This is a genomic window from Nocardia nepalensis (assembly GCF_048910785.1).
GTDB lineage: Bacteria > Actinomycetota > Actinomycetes > Mycobacteriales > Mycobacteriaceae > Nocardia > Nocardia nepalensis.
The window spans coordinates 24,571-43,201 of sequence record NZ_JBKBET010000001.1 but is presented as its reverse complement, the minus strand read 5'-3'; the positions used below and the strand labels follow the sequence as shown (position 1 = coordinate 43,201).

Below are 18,631 nucleotides of genomic sequence, written 5' to 3'. Positions count from 1 at the left end.
GACTATCGCCCGCTCAACCAGGTGTCGAAGAACTGCAGCCGGGCCGAGGCCTCGAACTTCAGCTGCTGCACGCTCTGTGCCGCACCGATGGCCTGGGACAGCTCGACCGTCGGAATCCACAGCCCCGCATCGAGCACCGCCTGTTGCGCGGTGCGGATCAGCGCGGTGCGCGCGGCGGTATCCGAGGCGCTCAACTGGCCGTCGAGGACATCGTCCAGCGCCGGGATGCGTTCGCGGGCATTGAGATTGCGGCCGTCGACGCTGAAGGAGGTGCGCAGGATGTCACCGTCGGCGCGCGTGGTGTTGTAGTAGGTGGTGTCGAAGTCCTTGACGTTCTGCCGGGCCGTGCTCTCCGGCCCCGACACCAAGTCCAGCTTCAGCTCGACGCCGACCTGCCGCAGCTGCTGCTGCACCAGCTCCAGGATGGCCTGGTTGCCCGCGAACACCTGACTGAAGAGCACCGAGAAGGACAGGCGCTCACCATTCTTCGTGCGAATGCCATCACCGCCGGGCACCCAGCCCGCCTGATCCAGGATGCCGCGCGCCTTGGCCGGGTCGTAGGCCAGGCGTGCCGAAAGATCCTGGTAGCCGGGCGTGCTGCTGGCCAGTGTGCTGGTGGCCGGTTTGAACTGTGGGCCGAGCACGGTGTCCACCAGCTGTTTCCGGTCGATCGCTGGCAGTAGCGCCTGGCGCACCGCGGCGTCGCGCAGCGGACCACGGGTGAGGTTGGCCTGGAAGCCGAACGGCACACCGGGATTCGCGGTGCTCAGTACCCGCCCGCTCGCGGCCTCGATCTGCGGCGCGTCCTGCGGGAGCGCGTCGCTGACGGCGTCGAGCTGACCGGAGATGAGACTGCCGGTGCGGACACCGGATTCCGGCACCACCGTGAATTCGATCTTGTCCAGGTACGCCTCGCCCTGATGGGCGAAGACCGTCGAACCCCAGCTGTACCCGGCGCGTTTGGCCAGGGTCGCCGAGGCGTCCTGCCGCCAGGACGCATAGGTGAACGGGCCGCTGCCGACATTGTCGCCGAGGCAGCGCTGATCGGCGGCCTTGGCCGTGGTGACATCGCCCTGAATGCCGAGTTGCGCCGTCGAGGAGGCCTGCAGGAACTGCGCATTCGGCTTGCTGAACTCGACCCGCGCGGTCACCTTGTCGACCGCGGTGGTGCCGACATAGTTGGTGAGATAGCTGGCGCCGAGCGGTGCCTTGGCCGCGCCCAGTTTGATCACCGAATCGAAGGTGTTGCGCACCGATTCCGCGGTGAGCGGCGTGCCATTGCTGAAGGTGACGCCATCGGCCAGGTGGAAGGTGAATACCTTGGCGTCGGGCGAGATCTCCCAGCTTTTGGCCAGCCAGGGCTTGATCTCACCGGTCGCGGGGTCCTGATCGGTCAGCGAATCCACGATCTGGCGGGTCACATACAGCGTCTGGTTGGTACCGGACTGCGCCGGATCCGAGCAGGTCGGGGCCTGCGAGAGGCCGTAACGCAAGGTTCCGCCCGGTTTCGCAGGGCCCGCGTCGCCGCCGCCCGTTGCCGAATCACTGCCGCAGGCGGCAAGACTCGCGGCCGCGGTGACGGCGGCGGCGATGGCCGCGACTCGGTGTCGAGGACGGATCACTGTGATACTCCAGATGTTTCGGTGCGGACGAGTTCGCCGCGGGAATCGATGTCGTAGTCAGTGGTTGGACGCCCGCTGCCGTTTTCGGCGGTGTCGCGGTCGGTGGCCAGCGGTCTGCTCGGAATGCGACGACGCAGTTCGGGTGCGACCTCGGCCTGGAAGAGTTCGAGACTCCCGCGATGCTGGGCCTCGGTGCGCCCGTCGCGTTCGGCGGACAGGTGGATCACCTCGTGCCCGAAGGCCTCGTGCTGGCGGCCGACCTTGTCGATCACCTGCTCCGGGCTGCCGACCAATGCCGAACTGCGCGCGACGAAATCGTCGAGGGTCTCGAAGACGATCGGCAGTCCGACCCTGCGCGCCAGCGCCAAGCGCGCCTCGAAGATCGGGCGGTATACGTCGAGGGCCTCCTGGGATGTGCGCGCCACGTGGAATCCGGCCGTACCCGCACCGACCAGCGCGTCGGCCGGGTCGTGCCCGTAGTGCTCCCAGCGCTCCCGATAGTGGCGCACCAGTTCGGCATACGGCTCGATCGGATTGGTGACATTCGCCGAGAACAGCGGATCACCGTGGCGTGCAGCGAGTTCCACCGAATCGCGGCTGGTCGCGCTGCCGTGCCAGATCCGGATGCGCGGCTGCCACGGTCGCGGCAGGGCCTTGGCCTCGACCAACTCCGGACGGAACCGGCCCGACCAGGTCACGATGTCGCTATCCCATAGCGCCCGGAACAGTTCGTAGCCTTCGCGATTGCGATCCCACTGGTCCTCGGTGGTGACGTGGTACAGCTTCGCCTGCGCCGCGCCATTGCCCTTGCCGATGATCAGTTCGAGGCGTCCGCCGGAGAGGTTGTCCAGCGTCGAGTAGTCCTCGAACGCGCGCACCGGATCCAGCAGACTCAGCGTGGTGACGGCGGTGAACAGGCTGATCCGCGAGGTGACCGCGGCGATATGGGACAGAATCACCGGCGGCGCGGCCGATAGGAACGGATCCTCGTGCCGCTCACCGACGGCGAACCCGTCGTAGCCGAGTTCCTCGGCGAGGCGGGCCTGGTCGATGACATTGGTCAGACGTTCCCTCGTGCCGGGCAGCCGTCCGGTGCTCGGATCGGGCACCCGGGTGACGAGGGTGAACAGCAGGAACTTCATGCGCGGGCCCCTACCTGGTCGGCGATGGAATGCGATGCGGGGAGATGGCTTTTGGGGGACAGATACTTTTCGAAGGGGTGCGGGCCGACCTCTTCGGCCGGGATATCCGGGTCGTAGAGCGCGGTGTACCCGTGCGCCAGGTACAGCCCGACAGCCTCGGGTTGGCGTGGGCCGGTGGTCAGATAGATGCGCCGGTAACCACGTTCGGCGATCTGGGTCTCCAACTGCTCGAGCACGAATAGGCCGAGCCCCTGCCTGCGGTGTTCGCGGGCGGTCCAGATCCGTTCGAGCTCGGCGGTTTCGTCGTCGTAGCGGCGGAATGCCCCACCCGCCACGGGTTCTCCGTCGCGGGTGACCACCAGCAGTCCGCCACGCGGCGGAGCGAACTCCTGCGCCGGGTAGTCGCGCAGCGAATCGTGCACCTCGCCAACGGTTCCGCCGTATCGGGTGCTGTATTCGACGGCGAGTTCGGCGAGCAGTGGTGTGGTCAGCGGATCATCCTGGGCGACCGCGTGCACGCGCAGCTCCGGCCGCGCCGATGTCCGCCGCGTGATCGGTGAAAGTCGTGCTGTCATAAGCCGATCACGACTTCTTCGGTAGGCCGGGCGGGTTGATCCGGGAACTCGGCACGGTCTCGGTCTTCAATCCCCAGCGATCGATGACCTGCTGATAGGTGCCGGTCTGGATGGCGTTGTTGATCGCCTTGTTGATCGGGCCGATCAGACCGTTGTCCTTCTTGGTGAGCACACCGATCTCGCCCTGCAGCGTTTCACCCGCACCGGAGAAGGTCGCGACGATCTTGGTCTGGTTCGCGGTCGTGCTGTGATAGATCGCGGACGGATTCGGGCCGATGTAGCCGTCGAGGCGCTGCGAGGCCAGCGCCAGATAGTAGTCGGTGATCTGCTGGAAGTAGGCGATATCGATGGCGGGCAGGCCCTCGGCGATGTTCTGCTCGTTCCACTTCACCAGCAGCTGCTCCTGATTGGTGCCGCTGCCGACGCCGATCCGCTTGCCCGCCAGGCTCTTGCGATCCTTGTAGTCGAGCGTGCTCTGCTTGGGGATCTCCAGCGCGACGGTGTCGTTGCGGTAGGTGGCGAAGTCGTACTTCTCCTTGCGCTCCTCGGTCACGGTGACGTTGGAGATGAACACATCGGCCTCGCCGGAGTCGACCCGCACGAAGTTCTGCGACCAATCGGCCACCTGTGCAACGAGTTTCAGTCCGAGGATATCGGCGATGAGCGAGGCGAAATCGACCTCGGAACCGACGATGGTCTTATCGTCGGTGGCGTAGAACCGCAGCGGCGGTGCGGCGCTGCCCGATCCGGTCACCACCAGCGTGCCACGGTCCCGAATGGCCTGCGGCAGTTCGGCGGCGATGGCATCGACCTTGGGCGCGTGGATCCGGCCGGACTGGGCCGGGGAGAGGTCGAAGGTGATCGAACCGGCGGGCTGGGCGGAGTTTTCCGCATCGGGGTCGGTGCCGCAGCCGGTGGCCAGCAGGGCGACCGTGGCGGCCAGGCCGACCAGGGCGGAGATCTTCATGGAATACCTGTTCATCGGGGAGCGCGCACCGCGCTCAGCGGACTCGGGATAGAAATGCGCGGGTGCGCGGATGCTCGGGGTTGTCGAGCACGGCGACGGGCGGGCCCTGTTCGACGATCACGCCGCCGTCGAGGAATACGACGGTGTCGGCCACCTCACGGGCGAAACCGATTTCGTGGGTGACGATCACCAGCGCGGTGCCGCCGTCGGCGAGATCGCGGATCACGTCGAGGACCTCGCCGACGAGTTCCGGATCCAGTGCGGAGGTCGGTTCGTCGAACAGGATCACCGGCGGTCGCAGCGCCAACGCCCTGGCAATGGCCACGCGCTGCTGTTGTCCGCCGGACAGCCGCCGCGGATAGGCGTCGGCCAGTTCGCCGATCCCGACGCGGTCCAGCAGTTCCTTTGCCTCGCGCTCGATTTCCTGGCGCGGGCGACCCTGCGCGGAAATCGGCGCGAGCGTGACATTGTCGAGCACCGTCAGATGCGGGAAGAGATTGAACTGCTGGAAGACGAAGCCGATGTGCGAGCGCTGCTTGCGCACCTCGCGATCGGACAGCGCGTGCAACTTGTTGCGGCGCAGCCGGTATCCGATCAGCTCGCCGTCGATGTGCACGGTGCCCGCGTCCAGCGACTCCAGGTGGTTGACCACGCGTAGCAGGGTCGACTTGCCGGAGCCGGACGGGCCGATCACGGTGACCACCTCGCCGGCACGCACAATCAGATCGATGTGTCGCAGTACCTCGGTGGCGCCGTAGGACTTTCGCACGCCGCGGACCGCTACGGCCGGGGCCTTGTCGGTGCCGACCGCGTCGGCTGCCGGCGCGCTCATCGGGTCGCTCCGCGCGGTGCGGCGGAACCGCTTTCGGCGATTTCGCGCAGCTTGCTCCACACCTTCTGCAATGGCGTCGGCGGGGGTGTGCGGTGCGCGCCCTTGGCGTAGTGGCGTTCGATGTAGTACTGCGCCACCGAGAGAATCGTGGTCAGCACGATGTACCAGACCGTGGCGACCATGAGCAGTGGGACCACCCGGCCATTGCGCCCGTAGATCACCTGAACCTGGTAGAAGAGTTCGGCGATCGCCATCACCGAGACGATCGAGGTGCCCTTGAACAGGCTGATCACCTCATTGGTCGCATTCGGCAGGATCGAGCGCATGGCCTGCGGGACGATGACGGTGCGGAACTGGCGCAGGCGCGGAATGCCGAGCGCCGCGGCGGCTTCCAGCTGTCCGGGATCGACCGAGATGAATCCCGCCCGGATGATCTCGGCCGAATACGCGGCCTGATGCAGTGCCAGGCCGATGACCGCCGCGGTGAACCCGCTGATCACGCCGTTCACCTCGAAGGTGAGAAAGCCGGGGCCGAACGGGATCCCGAGTGAGAGCGTGTTGTAGAGGTAGGCGATGTTGAACCAGAACAACAGCTGCACGATCAGCGGAATCGACCGGAACGCCCAGATGTAGACCCACGAGATCACCCGCAGCACCGGATTATTCGACAACCGGGCGATCGCCAGCGCGGTGCCGATCAGGAATCCGAGTGCCGTACCCCACAGCGTCAGCTCCAGCGTGACCTTCAGCGCCGACAACACCGACTTCGCGGTGAAGTACTTGGCGAAGGTCGACCAATCCCAGCCCGGATTGGTGACCAGCCCGTGGATGAACTGCGCGAGCAGGACGAGTGCGATGACGCTGACCACCCAGCGCCACGGGTGCCAGGTCCTTGCGACGGTGGGGGCGTCGGCGGTGGTTACGGCAGCGCCGAGTGCACCTGATGCCGTGGCATCGGGTGTGTGGGCACCCGGTATCGGGGCATCCGATGCCACAGCATCGGATGCGACGGACGCGCTCATGATTTCGGTTCCTCCATCGTTCCCGGCGGAAGCACCCGCACCCGGTGGCCGGGGGGTTGCTGCGACGTCGACGAGCCAGGTCTCTCGGTCGCTCTGGATGGTGTGTCCGACGCCGAGCACGGGTCGGTCAATGGGTCTAGCCGAAATATCATGCGAAGCAGGCGAAGTCCGGCACAAGGGTACGAATCAGCGTGAGCGCAGACCTTGTCCGAATGGCCATGAGCAGCGATTATTGGCCCGGTCGTGCGGTTGCTCGTGGTGCATGGGGCGCAGTCCTTTCCGCGCCTTTCGTCTGGTTCGCCCGCGCGGCGGGTCGGTGCGGCAGTCCGATCGGGCGCGCGACGCGGCCGAGTTGGCAGTCGAAATGAGCCCAGTTGCGAAGGTTTGCCGGAGTACTCTCGGACCTCGATCGTGCCCGACGATGAGGAGGTCTGTATGACCGTGCTGCGCCGTCTGACCACGCTTACCGCCATCGCGACCGGTGCGGCCGCGGTGACACTCGCCGCCCCCGGCATCGCCGCCGCGGCTCCCGCGCCGATGCCCGTACCCGCGGTGACCACGCCGGGCGAGCCGGCCGGCCAAGCCGGTACCGCCGCGCCCGGCGATTTACTCAGCGCCTACCGAGCCGCCGTCGAAGCGCTGCGCGCCTTCGGCATCGACCCGTTCCTGTATCCGGCGGCCGCGGCCTTCTGCTCCAACGACACCACCCTCGGCCTGACCCCCGCCGTCGCCGGCGCGGTTCCCGGCCCGTGGCCGAAGACGACTGTGGCCATCCCCGGACTCGACCTGTCCGCGGTCAAGTCGGGCCAGACGATGTTCACCTTCGTGCCCTACGGCGTGGGGCCGGAGCGCACGAACGTCTCCGGCATGAATGTCGCCTGGGTGAACCTGGCAAACGGCCGCAGCGGTATTACCGCGATGGGCCCGCTCTCCGACGTGGTCCGATCGATCGTCCCCGCCGAAATCCCCGCCGAGGTAAGACCACTCGCCGAACGCGCCATCCAGGACTTCTTCAGCGCATTTCCCGCCGGCGGCGTCCGCGCCGTCCCGGTCGACACCGGCTCCGGCACCGTCCTCGCCGCAGTCTTCGGATCCATCGACAACGGCGGCAAGCCCTGCTACTTCCTCCCGACCGTGGGCATCACCACGGTCCGCTGACCCCGGCGAACTCCAACGTCGCCAACCAGACCCACCAAGCGGGGTCGCGAACCTGCCGCGGATTCGATCAAGATCAGGTGGAACTGGTGGCGGGGTTCTCTCGGGCGATGCCGCCATAGATTCCACCTGATCTTGGTCGCCAATTGAGGGCGGCGGGGAGAGGGGCGGGTCAGTGGGTGGGGGTGAGGGGGCGGGCTTTCCAGGTCAGGGTGTTTGTGCGGTGGGCTTGGTGGGAGTGGGTCCATAGGCGGAGGTAGGCGGCGATGGAGAGTGGGTGTGCTAGGGCGGCAAGGGTATCGGTGCGGGTGAGGGGGCCGTTTTCCAGGGAGCGGGTGAGTAGGCGGCTGGTGACTGCGGCGGTGTAGCCGATGAGACCGGTGGCGCGCGTCCGGCCGCGACCGGCGATGGCGGCGAGGGGTGGTACCCAGTAGGCCAGTGCGGCGATAGCTCCCACGGCCGCGCCGCCGACTGTCGTGCCGCCGTATGCCGACCAGAGCCAGCGGGTATAGCCTGCTTCGAGTTCGGTTGCGTCGCGGTACATTCGGGTGCGCGCCGAGCGGCCCGCAGAGACCAGTTCGGTGCGGCGACCGGAACGGCGCAGGGCGCGAGCGATATCCAGATCCTCGGTGGGGCTGGCGGCGACCGAGGTGTGGCCGCCGATGGCGCGGTAGGCGGCGGCATCGAAGACGAGGAATTGGCCGCAGGCGACCGCTGTCGAGGGTCTGCGGCTGCGGTTGGCGATCGCGATCGGCAGGGTCGCCGCCCACGACCAGCACAGCAGCGGCTGCACCAGCGCCTCGGCGAGCGATTCGGCCACCTGATACGGCCACGGCGACAGCAACGCGGCCCCGCTCCGGCGCAGCTCGGCGACCGCGGCGGCGACCGCGCTCGGCGCCAGCCGCACGTCGGCGTCGAGAAAGATCAGCACCGACGCGTCGGCCAACTCGGCCAGCCGGGCGCAGGCCGCGGCCTTCCCGGTCCACCCCGGCGCGGGTTCGGCCTCGGATCGGATCACCGTGAATCGGGCATCGCCCGCGATCGCGGCCACCGCGGCCGCTTCGGTCCCGTCGCTGGACGCGTCATCGAGTATCAGCACCCGCAGCCGCGGTACCCCCACCTGCCGTCGAAGATCGTCGATCAGCCCGGGCAGTCGCCGCGCCTCGTCACGCGCGGGGACGCAGATCGTCACGTGTTCGATCGCGGTTGTCGATCCAGTTGACAGCCTGCGCACCGTGGCCCGGTTGAATAGCGCAACCCCGCAACCGAACAACGCGATCGCCGCGCCGATCCGGGTCCCGACAGCCGCGGCCGCCCTCGGCAAGGTCAGCGTCGGATCCGCGAACGCAACAGGCTGTTCAGGGAGAAACCGCCTTGGGGGGCGCCGGGGGGTGCGGGGTTGCGGTCCATGTAGGCGATGGCGGCGATGATGGCGGCGACGGCGAGGGTGATGCCGCCGACGATTCCGGCCCAGCCCGCGAAGGAGCGGGTGTTCGGGTCTGCGTAGCTGACTTCGGCGCGCAGGGTGGAGACGTCGCCGGGCGGGAGTTTCCAGGAGACGGTGGAGTCGTCCTCGCGGTTGCCGTTCGTTTTGGCGACCCGGGCCGGGAATGCCACCGTGAACTGCACGTCCGAGCCGTGCGGTGGCACGGCTTTCAGGTCGACTCGGCCGTTGAGGCTGACCAGGTCGCCGGTGCGCTGGAACGACAGATTGAACATGCCCTGGGTCTGCTCGGAGAGTCCGCCGAGCTGGCCGACCTCGCCGAAGGACAGATCCTCGAAGAACACCTTGCTGCCGACGTAGCCGTCCTGGCTGTACGGCTCGACTCGCACCTTCGCGGCCAGCGAATCGGGCGCCTTCAGCTGCGGGCCCTTGTCATTGGCATCCGCGGGCACGACCGCGGCGACGATCCGGCCGGAGACCCGGTCATTGGACGACACACCCATCGAAACCTGCACCCGCAGGCAGCCCGCGAGCACGGGCACCAACAATGCGGCCAGCAGAACTGCCGCCGCTACCCGCGCCCCGGGCCGGGGCGAACGTAGAACCGGGGTATCGGGCATTGCGGTGAGAGGACTCGGCTGCACGGCTCACATCGTGCCAGGCCGCCGACCCGGATTGCCACGCGACGGGCGGAACGCGCATGGACTGAAGTATCGGACAAATGGTGTCCGCACCATTCACCCCCGCCGAGCGCCGACCAACCGCACCATTAGCGGCACGCCGAGCACCCCCAACCCGACACACCCATACCATGCCGAATACGGCAGATCGAGGAACACCGCATGCGCAAGCGTGGACCCCAACCACGTCCACAGAAACACCGCGACCGGCACCAGTACCCCCGCCGGAATTCGGCATCCCGGCCCCCGCGCTTCCTCCTCCGATCCGGGAGCAGTCGACGCCAGCGCGGTCTGCAACTCCCTGGCTCCGGTTCTCGACTCCGCCGGCGAGGTTCCACCTCCGGTGGTCTCCGCGTTCGAAACCCGCACACCCGCCGATCGCGCGCCCATCACCCGCATTCCCACCACACGATCCAAACCGGTCAGCAGTGCCGCCATGACCACCGCCACGGCGAACCAGCCCAGGTAGTTCGTATATGGAATCTCGTGCAGCCCGGGCAGACCCCACCCCGCGGCACACCAACTCCACTGCCCGTCCGCCACCATCTGTGGATCCAGGAACAGGTCCCAACCCACCGCGCCTACCGCCGTCATCAGCACCCGGCCGAGCAGCCGTCGAGTCAGCAGCCCGGCCACCACCCACACCGGGTACAGCCCGCCCGTCCAGGCCAGCGCGACCACCAACGGCACCCCCGCCACGGTAGGACCTATCCTGCCGTCGGCGTAGTCATAACAGCCGAACGGGAATCCGGTCGCGGTGCCGATGATCTCGGCAAGTAGTCCGAGCCCGGAGACGATCATCAGAAAGCCCACGGCATACCGAATCCCGCGCGTCGCTGCGGCATGCACCAACGCCGTGCCCGCCGACAACATCACCACCACAACGGTCACCCGATCGCGAGCGATGCCCGAGGACAGCGGATAACCGATCTGCGCGAGCACGAGCAGCACCGCGAATACCGCCGGCACGACGAATCGCGGCGTCCATTGCCAGCAGTCCGTTTGCGGATCCGGCTCTGTCATCGCCTGCGCAGCAGGGGAAACCGATTACGCCGTCGATCACGCAGCACCAACTGCGCCGCACTGCGCCCACTCGCCCCCGACACCCCGCCGCCCGGATGCGTCGACGCCCCGGTCAAATACAACCCCGCCGCCCCCGGCACCCGCTGCCCGGACAATTCCGGCAGCGGCCGCCACAACATCATCTGATCCAGCGACATCTCCACATGCATCACGTTCCCGCCGCGCAACCCCATCTCACGCTCCAGATCCACCGGCGTCTGCACATACCGCCGCAGCACGCTCGCCGCGAAACCCGGTGCGTAGGAGTCGACTTCGGCGATGAGCCGATCGGCCTCGGGCTCCGCGTGCGCCGCCCAGTCGCTCCCGTCGGCCAACTGGTACGGATGCCATTGCGCCCAGAGCGAGAGTTGATGTTCACCGGCGGGGGCGATGCTCGGGTCCAGCGCGCTGAAGCTCATCGCGAGCACCACCGGACGCGGCGGCAGATCACCGGCCGAGGCCGCACCGTGCGCCCGGCGCAGCTGGCGTCGATCCGAAACCAGAAACTGCAGACCGTTGGCGGATTCGGCAGTCGAGCTTCCGGGATACTGCGGCAGCGCGTTGGTCGCGAGCCGCACCACCATGCCGATGCCGGGACCGACCCGGATCCGCCGCTGCCAGTCGTCGAGCACGGCACCGTCGAATCCGCCGTCCCGCAACAGATCCAGCGTGGTCAGCACATGCGTTCCCGAGATCACGGTGTCCGCGTGCAGAATTCGGCCCGAAGCGGTCGAAACCCGCCAGCCCGAACCGACCTGTCGAAGTGCGGTGACCGCATCGCCCGCCGACACAACACCGCCGTCGGCACGCAACCGCGCGACCAATGCCGTTGTGAGCGCGCCACTCCCGCCCACCGCCCGCCCGGGCGGCAAGGTGTGCATCAGCGCGGCGAATCCGACCATCGGCGCGGTCCCCGGTTCCGACATCGGCGGCCCGGACTGCGCCCCGAACCAGGCCAGCGACGCCTTGAGTCGCTCGTCGTCGAAGTAGGCGTCCAGCAGCGCATCCCCGGTCTGCAGGAACTCCCGCGACAGCGCACTCCCGCCATCGCGCGCGTCCAGCCCCCAGAATGAACGCAACAGCCGGCCCGGCGTCGGCGCGCCGCCGAACGCGCGCATCACCCGCGCCGAGCGCGGTCCCCAGATCTCGACGAAGCGCCGATACGCCGCCGCATCCCGCGCGCCGCAGACCTCCGCGATCCCCGCACAGGTGCGATCGAGATCACGATGGAACACGATCGGCGCACCACCATCCGGTCCCGCGGGCGTGAAACCCCAAGGATCACAGTCGATATAGCGCAGTCCGAAGCGAGAAAGCTCCAGTTCCTCGATGATCCCGGTATGGCGCACCATGATGTGCGCCGAGGATCCGCGATCGACCAGATGGCCGGGGAAGCGTTCGACCGTCGACACCGCGCCGCCGAGCACCTCATCGCGTTCGAGCACCTCCACCCGCTCACCGGCGCGTGCCAGATAGCATGCGGCGACCAGCGCGTTGTGGCCCGACCCGACGACAACGACCGTCACAGGGGCAGCCGCCGCCCGAGGATCGCGAACGGCCTGGTATCCCCGGCGAAGACGAAATCCCGGATCACATCGGTGAATCCGAGTCGCCGATACAGCTTCCAGGCGCGGTTGGCCTCGCGCTCCACCTCGGGTGTGGACAGCAGCACCACGTTCTCGGTGCGGTTCGCCAGCAGCCGGGTCAGCAGCGCGGCGCCGATGCCTCGGCCCTGCGCCGAGGGATGCACATGCAACTCGGTCAATTCGAAATAGTCCGAAAGTAGTTCGCGCGCAGAGTGTTCCGGCCACCCCGAGCGGCGCATCCCGCTGTGCACCTGCTGATGCCACCACTGGTGGGCGGCGCCGCGATAGCCGTAGGCGATGGCCACGATCGGCGCGGTCCGCAGGTCGATCTGCCCGGAATCATCGGGGACGACGGCGGCGACGGCCTGCCAGCCGGGGCGAGTGGTGTGCTCGGTCCACATCGGCGCGCGATGGTGCTCGGTGCCGTGTGGATACTCCATCGCCGCGACGTACACCGCCAGCGCATCGTGCAGCCGGGAGCGTAGGGCCGTGATCGATAGATCGATGACGACGGGTGCGTTTGCGGGGGTGTGTTTGGGCTTGACGGCGGTCATGGCTCTCGTCGGTCCGCGGAAAGTTGTCGGTGGGTGTCCCTATATTCAATCTCAATTCAAACGTTCGAATACCTGTTCGATCCGCGCGGTGTTGGGAAACTCGGCGCTCGCGCCCAGGATAGGCCAGGTGAGCGACTCGGAGGGACGGCTGATGTCTGGTCGGATCGAACACCCGGGGCAACCCGGCAAGGCGGGCAAGCTGCTGCAGCGGGCGGACGGCTTGCTGATGCAGGCGGCGGGCGAGCTGGACCCGCGCGAGCGTTTCCGGACCGCGTATCTCGCCGCATTGCGCGGCGCCGGGGCGGTGCTCGCGTATACCGGGGCGGACGCCGCGCCGCGGGCGCGTTCGCGCAATGCCTGGGTGCTGATGCAGCGCGCCGCGCCCGAATTCGTCATGTGGGCCGACTACTTCAGCGCTCGCTCGGAGATCAGGGCGGCGCTGGAGGCGGGGCTGGACCGCAACATCGATGATCAGCAGGCCGACGAGTTCTATTCGCGGGTGGGCGCATTCCTCCACGACATCGAAGATCTGCTGAACGCCGGTGCTCGACTGCGCCCTGCGCCGGGGTGGTCGGGCGGTATGACCGCTTAGTTATCGGCGAGTAGGTGGTACGGCACTGATCGAACTCGTATCATTGGTGGCAGATAGCCGACCTTGGCTATCTGTCGCCTACCCGGAGGCGACAGCCACGTCCTAGTGCCGGGGGAGGTACCGTGCCACTCTCCGAGCACGAGCAGCGCATGCTCGAACAGATCGAGAGCGCGCTCTATGCTGAGGATCCGAAGTTCGCGTCGTCCGTCCGCGGCGGACGCCTTCGCTCGACCTCGAGTCGCCGCAGACTCCAGGCCGCGGCCTTGTTCGTCCTTGGTCTGTTTCTACTCGTCGCTGGCATCGCCGCTCCGGTGAAGCTCGGCGACTTTCCGATCATCAGCCTGATCGGATTCATCGTGATGTTCGCCGCAGGCGTGCTGTTGCTGCTCGGCAGTTCCAAGGGCATCGCCAAGGGCGACCGGTCGGGCAATGCCCAATCCGGTGGCGCGAGTGGTGGATCGAGCGGACGTGGGCGACAGCGCAAGTCCGGTGGTTTCTCCGAACGCATGGAGGATCGGTTCCGCCGCCGCTTCGATCAGGAGTAGCGCGCCCGTAGCCGACATCTACATATCGAAACGCGCCGCCGCACCGAAAGGGTGCGGCGGCGCGTTCGCATGTGTGAACCGCCCGGCTGCTGGGTGGTCTCCGCGGGCGGTACCCCACAACGCCCCACGATCTTCCCCCACCGTGCCCCACCACCCACCCGCGCGGCCGCCCATCATTGGTTGAAATGGGGCGAACCAGGGCGTTTGCTGGTTGTTGTCGGGCGATCGTCTGGCCGTGCGGCGCGTGTCGCCAGAACACGGAAAAAGTTCTCCACCACCGTGATAGCTGGGATGACCTGCGTAATCGACGACGCGGGGAGCCAGATCACCCCGAGTTTCGATTGAAAGTGGGGGAAAGTGGGGTAATGTGGAGCGCGCACTAGAGGAAGGGCATACATCCGAGGAGATCGCGCTCCCCGCGTAGCGGGGTTGATCCAGGAGGTAGCGGGTTGTTTCTCGGTACCTACACTCCTCGGTTGGATGACAAGGGGCGACTGACGTTGCCTGCGAAGTTTCGAGACGATCTGGCGGGAGGGTTGATGGTCACGAAGGGTCAGGACCACAGCCTTGCCGTATACCCCAAGGAAGAGTTCACCGCGCTCGCTCGGCGAGCCGCGGCGGCGTCTCGAAGCAATCCGCAGGCGCGCGCGTTCGTCCGGGCACTTGCGGCCGGAACCGATGAACAGCGTCCGGACGCCCAGGGCCGGATCGTGTTGTCGGCCGATCATCGTCGCTACGCGAACCTTTCGCGGGATTGTGTCGTGATCGGATCGGTCGACTTCCTCGAGATATGGGATAAGCAGGCGTGGGAGTCCTACCTCGCCGAGCACGAGGAGGACTACGCCGAAGCGAGAGACGAGTCGCTGGGCGGCATCTTCTAGCCCTGAGCGAACGAGTGCCACGCGGCCTCTGCCCGGACGCGCGGACCCTGACGTACTTCCCCGACGCCAGGTGCCGAGGCTCCGGTCAGAGACCCCGGGGCATTCGTATTTTTGAAAGCAGCTGTGTAACAAGGCGACCCGTGATCGGGCGTAGCGAGTGAACCAATGGCACCGCTCGGTGCGCAACGACGCGAGGCACGATTCCGGGAGGACGAGGTGAACCGTGAACACGACGGCCCCCGCCATGTTCCGGTTCTACTCCAGCGAGCCGACGCGCTGCTCGGCCCGGCACTGTCCGAACCCGGCGCCGTCTATGTAGACGCCACGCTGGGTTTGGGCGGTCACGCCGAACACTTCCTACGGACCTACCCGAACATCCATCTCGTCGGACTCGACCGCGACACCCACGCGCTCGCGCTGGCGGGTGCCCGCCTGGCCCCGTTCGCGGACCGAATTACCTTGGTGCACATCCGATATGACGGAATCGCCGCCGCGCTCGAACAGGCCGGACTGCCGACCACCCGTTCGGTGAGCGCCATCCTGATGGATCTCGGCGTCTCCTCGATGCAGCTGGACGAGGCCGAGCGCGGCTTCGCCTACTCCGTCGACGCGCCGCTGGATATGCGGATGGACCCGACCACCGGCATCACCGCCGCCGATGTGCTCAACACCTACAGCCATGGCGATTTGGCGCGGGTGCTGAAAACCTATGGCGAGGAACGCTTCGCGGGCAAAATCGCCTCCGCGGTTGTGCGCCGTCGCCAGCAGAAGCCGTTCACCACAAGTGCCGAACTGGTCGAATTGCTTTACGCGACAATCCCGGCCGCGACCAGGCGGACCGGCGGCCACCCGGCCAAGCGGACCTTCCAGGCGCTGCGGGTGGAGGTCAACGGCGAACTCGATTCGCTGCGGGCCGCACTGCCCGCCGCCCTCGACTCGCTGCGGGTCGGCGGGCGAATCGTGATCATGTCGTATCAGTCGCTCGAGGACCGGGTGGTCAAACAGGAGTTGGCGCCGCGCACCACATCGCGGACACCGGTCGACCTGCCGGTCGAATTGCCCGGTATGGGACCGGAATTCAAGCTGCTGACCCGGGGCGCCGAGAAGGCTACCGAACAAGAGATCGAAGAGAACCCGCGGGCGGCTCCTGTGCGGATGCGCGCGGCAGAGCGAATCCAGGAGGGGACTGCATGAGTGTGCGCACGCGTACCGTCGAGGCGCCGGGCCGGATCGCCCGCCGGGTTCAGGCCGCCGAGCGGGTGAAATCGGGTGCCGCACAACGGGCCTACGCCAAGCGCCGGATGCGGGCCGAGCAGTCGGGGGGCCGCCAGGACCTGCCGAAGCTGCGCGCCTCGGCGATGACGGAGCGAATTCCGTTCGTAGCGGCGATCATTGCGCTGCTCGGTTGCGGTCTCGCGCTCACCCTGCTGCTCACCACCCGCTCGGCGGAGGACAGCTATCAGCTCGGCGACGCCAGGGCGACCAACCGCAGGCTGGCCGACGAACGGGCGGCGCTGCAGCGCGAGGTGGAGGCCGCCGACTCCGCGCCCGAACTCGCCGCGCGGGCCCGCGAACTCGGGATGATCCCGGCCAAGGATCCGGCCCGGCTGGTGATAGGGCCGGATGGCGGGGTGACGGTGATCGGCAAGCCGACGCCCGCCCAGGGCGCACCCGTGCCCCCGCTGAACCCCTCGCCGACCGCGCCGACCACCGCGCAGCCGGGTAACGCGCTGGCCCGCGGCGAGCGGGTGGTTCCGGTGACGACCACGCCCGCGCCGACTCCGTCCGCCCAGCCGAATACCGGGCAGCCCGCGAATGCCGTTGCCGGACAGCCCAGCCCGACGCCTGCCAGTTCGCTGCCGACGCCGAGTCCCGCCGCGCTGGCTCCGGTGGAAACACCGCAGCCCGAAACGCCGCGGCCCGCGACGCCCCAACCGGAAACACCCCAGCCCGCGACACCTCAGGCAGAAGCGCAATCCGAACCACCGGGCACCCCGGACGGGGGCGCCCGATGAGCATGCGTCAGACCAAGCCCGCGTCGCGCCAGCGCCGCGGGCCAGCGGCGTCCAAGGCTGGATCGTCGAGGGCGACCGGTGCATCCAGACCGCGCACGGCCACCGTCGACCGGCCGCTGCGTCTGCGCTTGGGTGTCGGCCGGGTGATCATGCTGGTCGCGCTGGCGGTCGTCGCGCTCCAGTTACTGTGGGTGCAGAGCATTTCCGCGCCGAGCCTGTCCGCGCAGGCGGCCGATCAGCGCACCACTCGCAAGATCGATACGGCGACCCGCGGACCCATCACCGACCGCAACGGCAAATCCCTCGCGTTCACGCTGAGCGCACAGGCGTTGAACTTCCAGCCGCCGATCGTGCGCAAGCAACTCGCCGATGCGAAGGCCAAATCGGCCAAGGCGCCGGATCCGGAGGAGCGGCTCAAAACTATCGCGAAGACCATTCACGACAAGCTCGGCAAGGACGCGCCCGCCGAATCCGCGCTGCTGGAGAAGATGAAGAGTGACGACACCTTCGTCTATCTCGCCCGCAATGTCGATCCGCGCATCGCCTCCGATATCACCGTGCTGTGTCCCGAGGTCGGCGTCGAACGCCAGGATGTGCGCGAATATCCGGGCGGATCGCTGGCCGCCAATGTGCTGGGCACCACCGGTTGGGACGGACACGGCCAAATGGGGCTGGAATCGTCACTGGACTCGCTGCTGGCGGGTACCGACGGCTCGCACACCTACGATCGTGGGTCCGACGGCGCGGTCATTCCCGGCAGTTGGCGCGATAAGCAGCCCGCGGTGAACGGCTACGGCGTCGAGCTGACCCTCGATTCGGATCTGCAGTACTACGTGCAGCAGCAGGTGCAGCAGGCCAAGGAGACGTCCGGGGCGAACGCGGCCTCGGCCGTCGTGCTGGATGCGAAAACCGGCCAGGTACTGGCGATGTCGAATGACAACACCTTCAATCCCGGACTGGGACCACAGCATTGGGGCAATGCCGAAATGCAGAACCCCGCGGTGCAGGACCCGTTCGAGCCCGGCTCGGTCAACAAGATCGTGACCGCGGCCGCGGCCATCGAATACGGATTGACCAATCCCGATGAGGTGCTACAGGTTCCGGGTGAGATCCGGATGGCGGGTGTCACCGTGCACGATGCCTGGGTGCACGGCACCACGCCGTACACCACCACCGGCATCTTCGGTAAGTCCTCCAATGTCGGCACGCTGATGCTGGCGCAGCGGGTCGGTGAGGACCGGTTCGCGGATATGGTCAACCGGTTCGGCCTCGGTCAGCGCACCGGTGTCGGACTGCCGGGTGAGAGTCCGGGGCAGGTGCCGGCGCGCGACCAGTGGTCCGGCGGTACCTTCGCGAATCTGCCCATCGGACAGGGCCTTTCGATGACAAACCTGCAGATGACCGGGATGTACCAGGCCATAGCCAATGGCGGCCTGCGGATTCCGCCACGCATCGTCAAGGCCAAAGTCGCGCCGGACGGCACCCGCACCGAGGAGACCCAGCCCGATGGCGTGCGGGTGGTCAGCGAGCAGACCGCGGCGACGCTGCGCACCATGTTCCAGGCGGTCGTGCAGCGCGATCCGATGGGTGTGCAGACGGGCACCGGTTCGCCAGCGTCGATCGATGGCTATCAGGTGGCGGGTAAGACCGGCACCGCGCAGAAGGTCGATCCGAGCTGCCGCTGCTATTCGACCTCGTCGTTCTACATCACCTTCGCCGGCATGGCCCCCGCGGACAATCCGCGCTATGTCATCGGCCTGATGCTCGACGCGCCGATTCGCAGCTCCGACGGCAGCGGCGGCGGGTCGGTGGCGCCGCTGTTCCACAACATCGCCTCCTGGGCGCTGCAACGCGACCGGATCCCGCCCTCGCCCGAGCCGTCGCGGCGGTTCGTTCTGCAGGCTCCATAAGATTGGAGCCGCGTTGTTCGGCCGCGAGCCGACGTCGGTAACCTGAC

Annotated in this window: 18 protein-coding genes and 1 riboswitch; of the genes, 7 read left to right on the top strand and 11 right to left on the bottom strand. The window is 67.5% G+C overall.

Going from position 1 to position 18,631, the window contains the following annotated elements:
• Positions 1-2: 2 nt before the first annotated feature.
• Genes ACHQ4I_RS00190 through ACHQ4I_RS00165 form a run of 6 tightly spaced genes read right to left on the bottom strand, consistent with a single transcriptional unit; the run spans position 3 to position 6,160 of the window.
• Positions 3-1,622: an ABC transporter substrate-binding protein gene (locus ACHQ4I_RS00190; protein WP_420769567.1), complete on the bottom strand. Its 1,620-nt coding sequence runs from the start codon at positions 1,620-1,622 to the stop codon at positions 3-5.
• A complete protein-coding gene (locus tag ACHQ4I_RS00185) occupies positions 1,619-2,764 on the bottom strand; it encodes an LLM class flavin-dependent oxidoreductase (protein ID WP_420769566.1) in 1,146 nt (381 codons plus the stop codon). The genes ACHQ4I_RS00190 and ACHQ4I_RS00185 overlap by 4 nt, the downstream gene beginning before the upstream one ends.
• Entirely contained in the window at positions 2,761-3,339 is a 579-nt protein-coding gene (locus ACHQ4I_RS00180; protein ID WP_420769565.1) for a GNAT family N-acetyltransferase, read from the bottom strand. Before ACHQ4I_RS00180 ends, ACHQ4I_RS00185 begins: the two co-directional genes overlap by 4 nt.
• A 7-nt stretch (positions 3,340-3,346) precedes the next feature.
• Positions 3,347-4,321, bottom strand: a complete 975-nt coding sequence (locus ACHQ4I_RS00175) for an ABC transporter substrate-binding protein (protein WP_420769564.1) — start codon at positions 4,319-4,321, stop codon at positions 3,347-3,349.
• A gap of 19 nt (positions 4,322-4,340) precedes the next feature.
• The gene (locus ACHQ4I_RS00170) at positions 4,341-5,138 is read right to left on the bottom strand and encodes an amino acid ABC transporter ATP-binding protein (protein ID WP_420769563.1); all 798 of its coding nucleotides are present in this window, start codon (positions 5,136-5,138) and stop codon (positions 4,341-4,343) included.
• Entirely contained in the window at positions 5,135-6,160 is a 1,026-nt protein-coding gene (locus ACHQ4I_RS00165; RefSeq protein WP_420769562.1) for an amino acid ABC transporter permease, read from the bottom strand. Before ACHQ4I_RS00165 ends, ACHQ4I_RS00170 begins: the two co-directional genes overlap by 4 nt.
• A gap of 10 nt (positions 6,161-6,170) precedes the next feature.
• Positions 6,171-6,264, bottom strand: a riboswitch (SAM riboswitch).
• Between the two features lie 331 nt (positions 6,265-6,595).
• Here ACHQ4I_RS00165 and ACHQ4I_RS00160 point away from each other — a divergent pair.
• Positions 6,596-7,318, top strand: a complete 723-nt coding sequence (locus ACHQ4I_RS00160; RefSeq protein WP_420769561.1) for a hypothetical protein — start codon at positions 6,596-6,598, stop codon at positions 7,316-7,318.
• 169 nt (positions 7,319-7,487) lie between these two features.
• Here ACHQ4I_RS00160 and ACHQ4I_RS00155 read toward each other — a convergent pair whose 3' ends face one another.
• The 5 genes from ACHQ4I_RS00155 to ACHQ4I_RS00135 all read right to left on the bottom strand — a co-directional run bounded on the left by ACHQ4I_RS00155 (position 7,488) and on the right by ACHQ4I_RS00135 (position 12,641).
• Positions 7,488-8,645 carry a glycosyltransferase family 2 protein gene (locus tag ACHQ4I_RS00155; RefSeq protein WP_420769626.1) on the bottom strand — a complete coding sequence of 386 codons (1,158 nt, stop codon included), beginning with the start codon at positions 8,643-8,645 and terminating at the stop codon, positions 7,488-7,490.
• On the bottom strand, positions 8,642-9,379 hold the full coding sequence (locus ACHQ4I_RS00150; RefSeq protein ID WP_420769625.1) for an LppM family (lipo)protein: 738 nt from the start codon (positions 9,377-9,379) through the stop codon (positions 8,642-8,644). Before ACHQ4I_RS00150 ends, ACHQ4I_RS00155 begins: the two co-directional genes overlap by 4 nt.
• A gap of 117 nt (positions 9,380-9,496) precedes the next feature.
• Positions 9,497-10,462, bottom strand: a complete 966-nt coding sequence (locus tag ACHQ4I_RS00145) for a carotenoid biosynthesis protein (protein WP_420769560.1) — start codon at positions 10,460-10,462, stop codon at positions 9,497-9,499.
• Entirely contained in the window at positions 10,459-12,027 is a 1,569-nt protein-coding gene (locus ACHQ4I_RS00140) for a phytoene desaturase family protein (RefSeq protein ID WP_420769559.1), read from the bottom strand. Before ACHQ4I_RS00140 ends, ACHQ4I_RS00145 begins: the two co-directional genes overlap by 4 nt.
• Positions 12,024-12,641, bottom strand: a complete 618-nt coding sequence (locus tag ACHQ4I_RS00135) for a GNAT family N-acetyltransferase (RefSeq protein ID WP_420769558.1) — start codon at positions 12,639-12,641, stop codon at positions 12,024-12,026. The genes ACHQ4I_RS00140 and ACHQ4I_RS00135 overlap by 4 nt, the downstream gene beginning before the upstream one ends.
• 151 nt (positions 12,642-12,792) lie before the next feature.
• On the opposite strand from ACHQ4I_RS00135, the gene ACHQ4I_RS00130 reads away from it, so the two are divergent.
• The 6 genes from ACHQ4I_RS00130 to ACHQ4I_RS00105 all read left to right on the top strand — a co-directional run bounded on the left by ACHQ4I_RS00130 (position 12,793) and on the right by ACHQ4I_RS00105 (position 18,584).
• A complete protein-coding gene (locus tag ACHQ4I_RS00130; protein ID WP_420769624.1) occupies positions 12,793-13,233 on the top strand; it encodes an SAV_6107 family HEPN domain-containing protein in 441 nt (146 codons plus the stop codon).
• 122 nt (positions 13,234-13,355) lie between these two features.
• A complete protein-coding gene (locus ACHQ4I_RS00125; RefSeq protein ID WP_354958034.1) occupies positions 13,356-13,778 on the top strand; it encodes a DUF3040 domain-containing protein in 423 nt (140 codons plus the stop codon).
• A gap of 449 nt (positions 13,779-14,227) precedes the next feature.
• Positions 14,228-14,659: a division/cell wall cluster transcriptional repressor MraZ gene (gene mraZ, locus ACHQ4I_RS00120; protein ID WP_330253784.1), complete on the top strand. Its 432-nt coding sequence runs from the start codon at positions 14,228-14,230 to the stop codon at positions 14,657-14,659.
• 216 nt (positions 14,660-14,875) lie between these two features.
• Positions 14,876-15,853, top strand: a complete 978-nt coding sequence (gene rsmH / locus ACHQ4I_RS00115; protein ID WP_420769557.1) for a 16S rRNA (cytosine(1402)-N(4))-methyltransferase RsmH — start codon at positions 14,876-14,878, stop codon at positions 15,851-15,853.
• On the top strand, positions 15,850-16,674 hold the full coding sequence (gene ftsL / locus ACHQ4I_RS00110; RefSeq protein WP_420769556.1) for a cell division protein FtsL: 825 nt from the start codon (positions 15,850-15,852) through the stop codon (positions 16,672-16,674). Before rsmH ends, ftsL begins: the two co-directional genes overlap by 4 nt.
• Positions 16,675-16,676: 2 nt before the next feature.
• Positions 16,677-18,584: a peptidoglycan D,D-transpeptidase FtsI family protein gene (locus ACHQ4I_RS00105; protein WP_420769623.1), complete on the top strand. Its 1,908-nt coding sequence runs from the start codon at positions 16,677-16,679 to the stop codon at positions 18,582-18,584.
• Positions 18,585-18,631 lie beyond the last annotated feature (47 nt).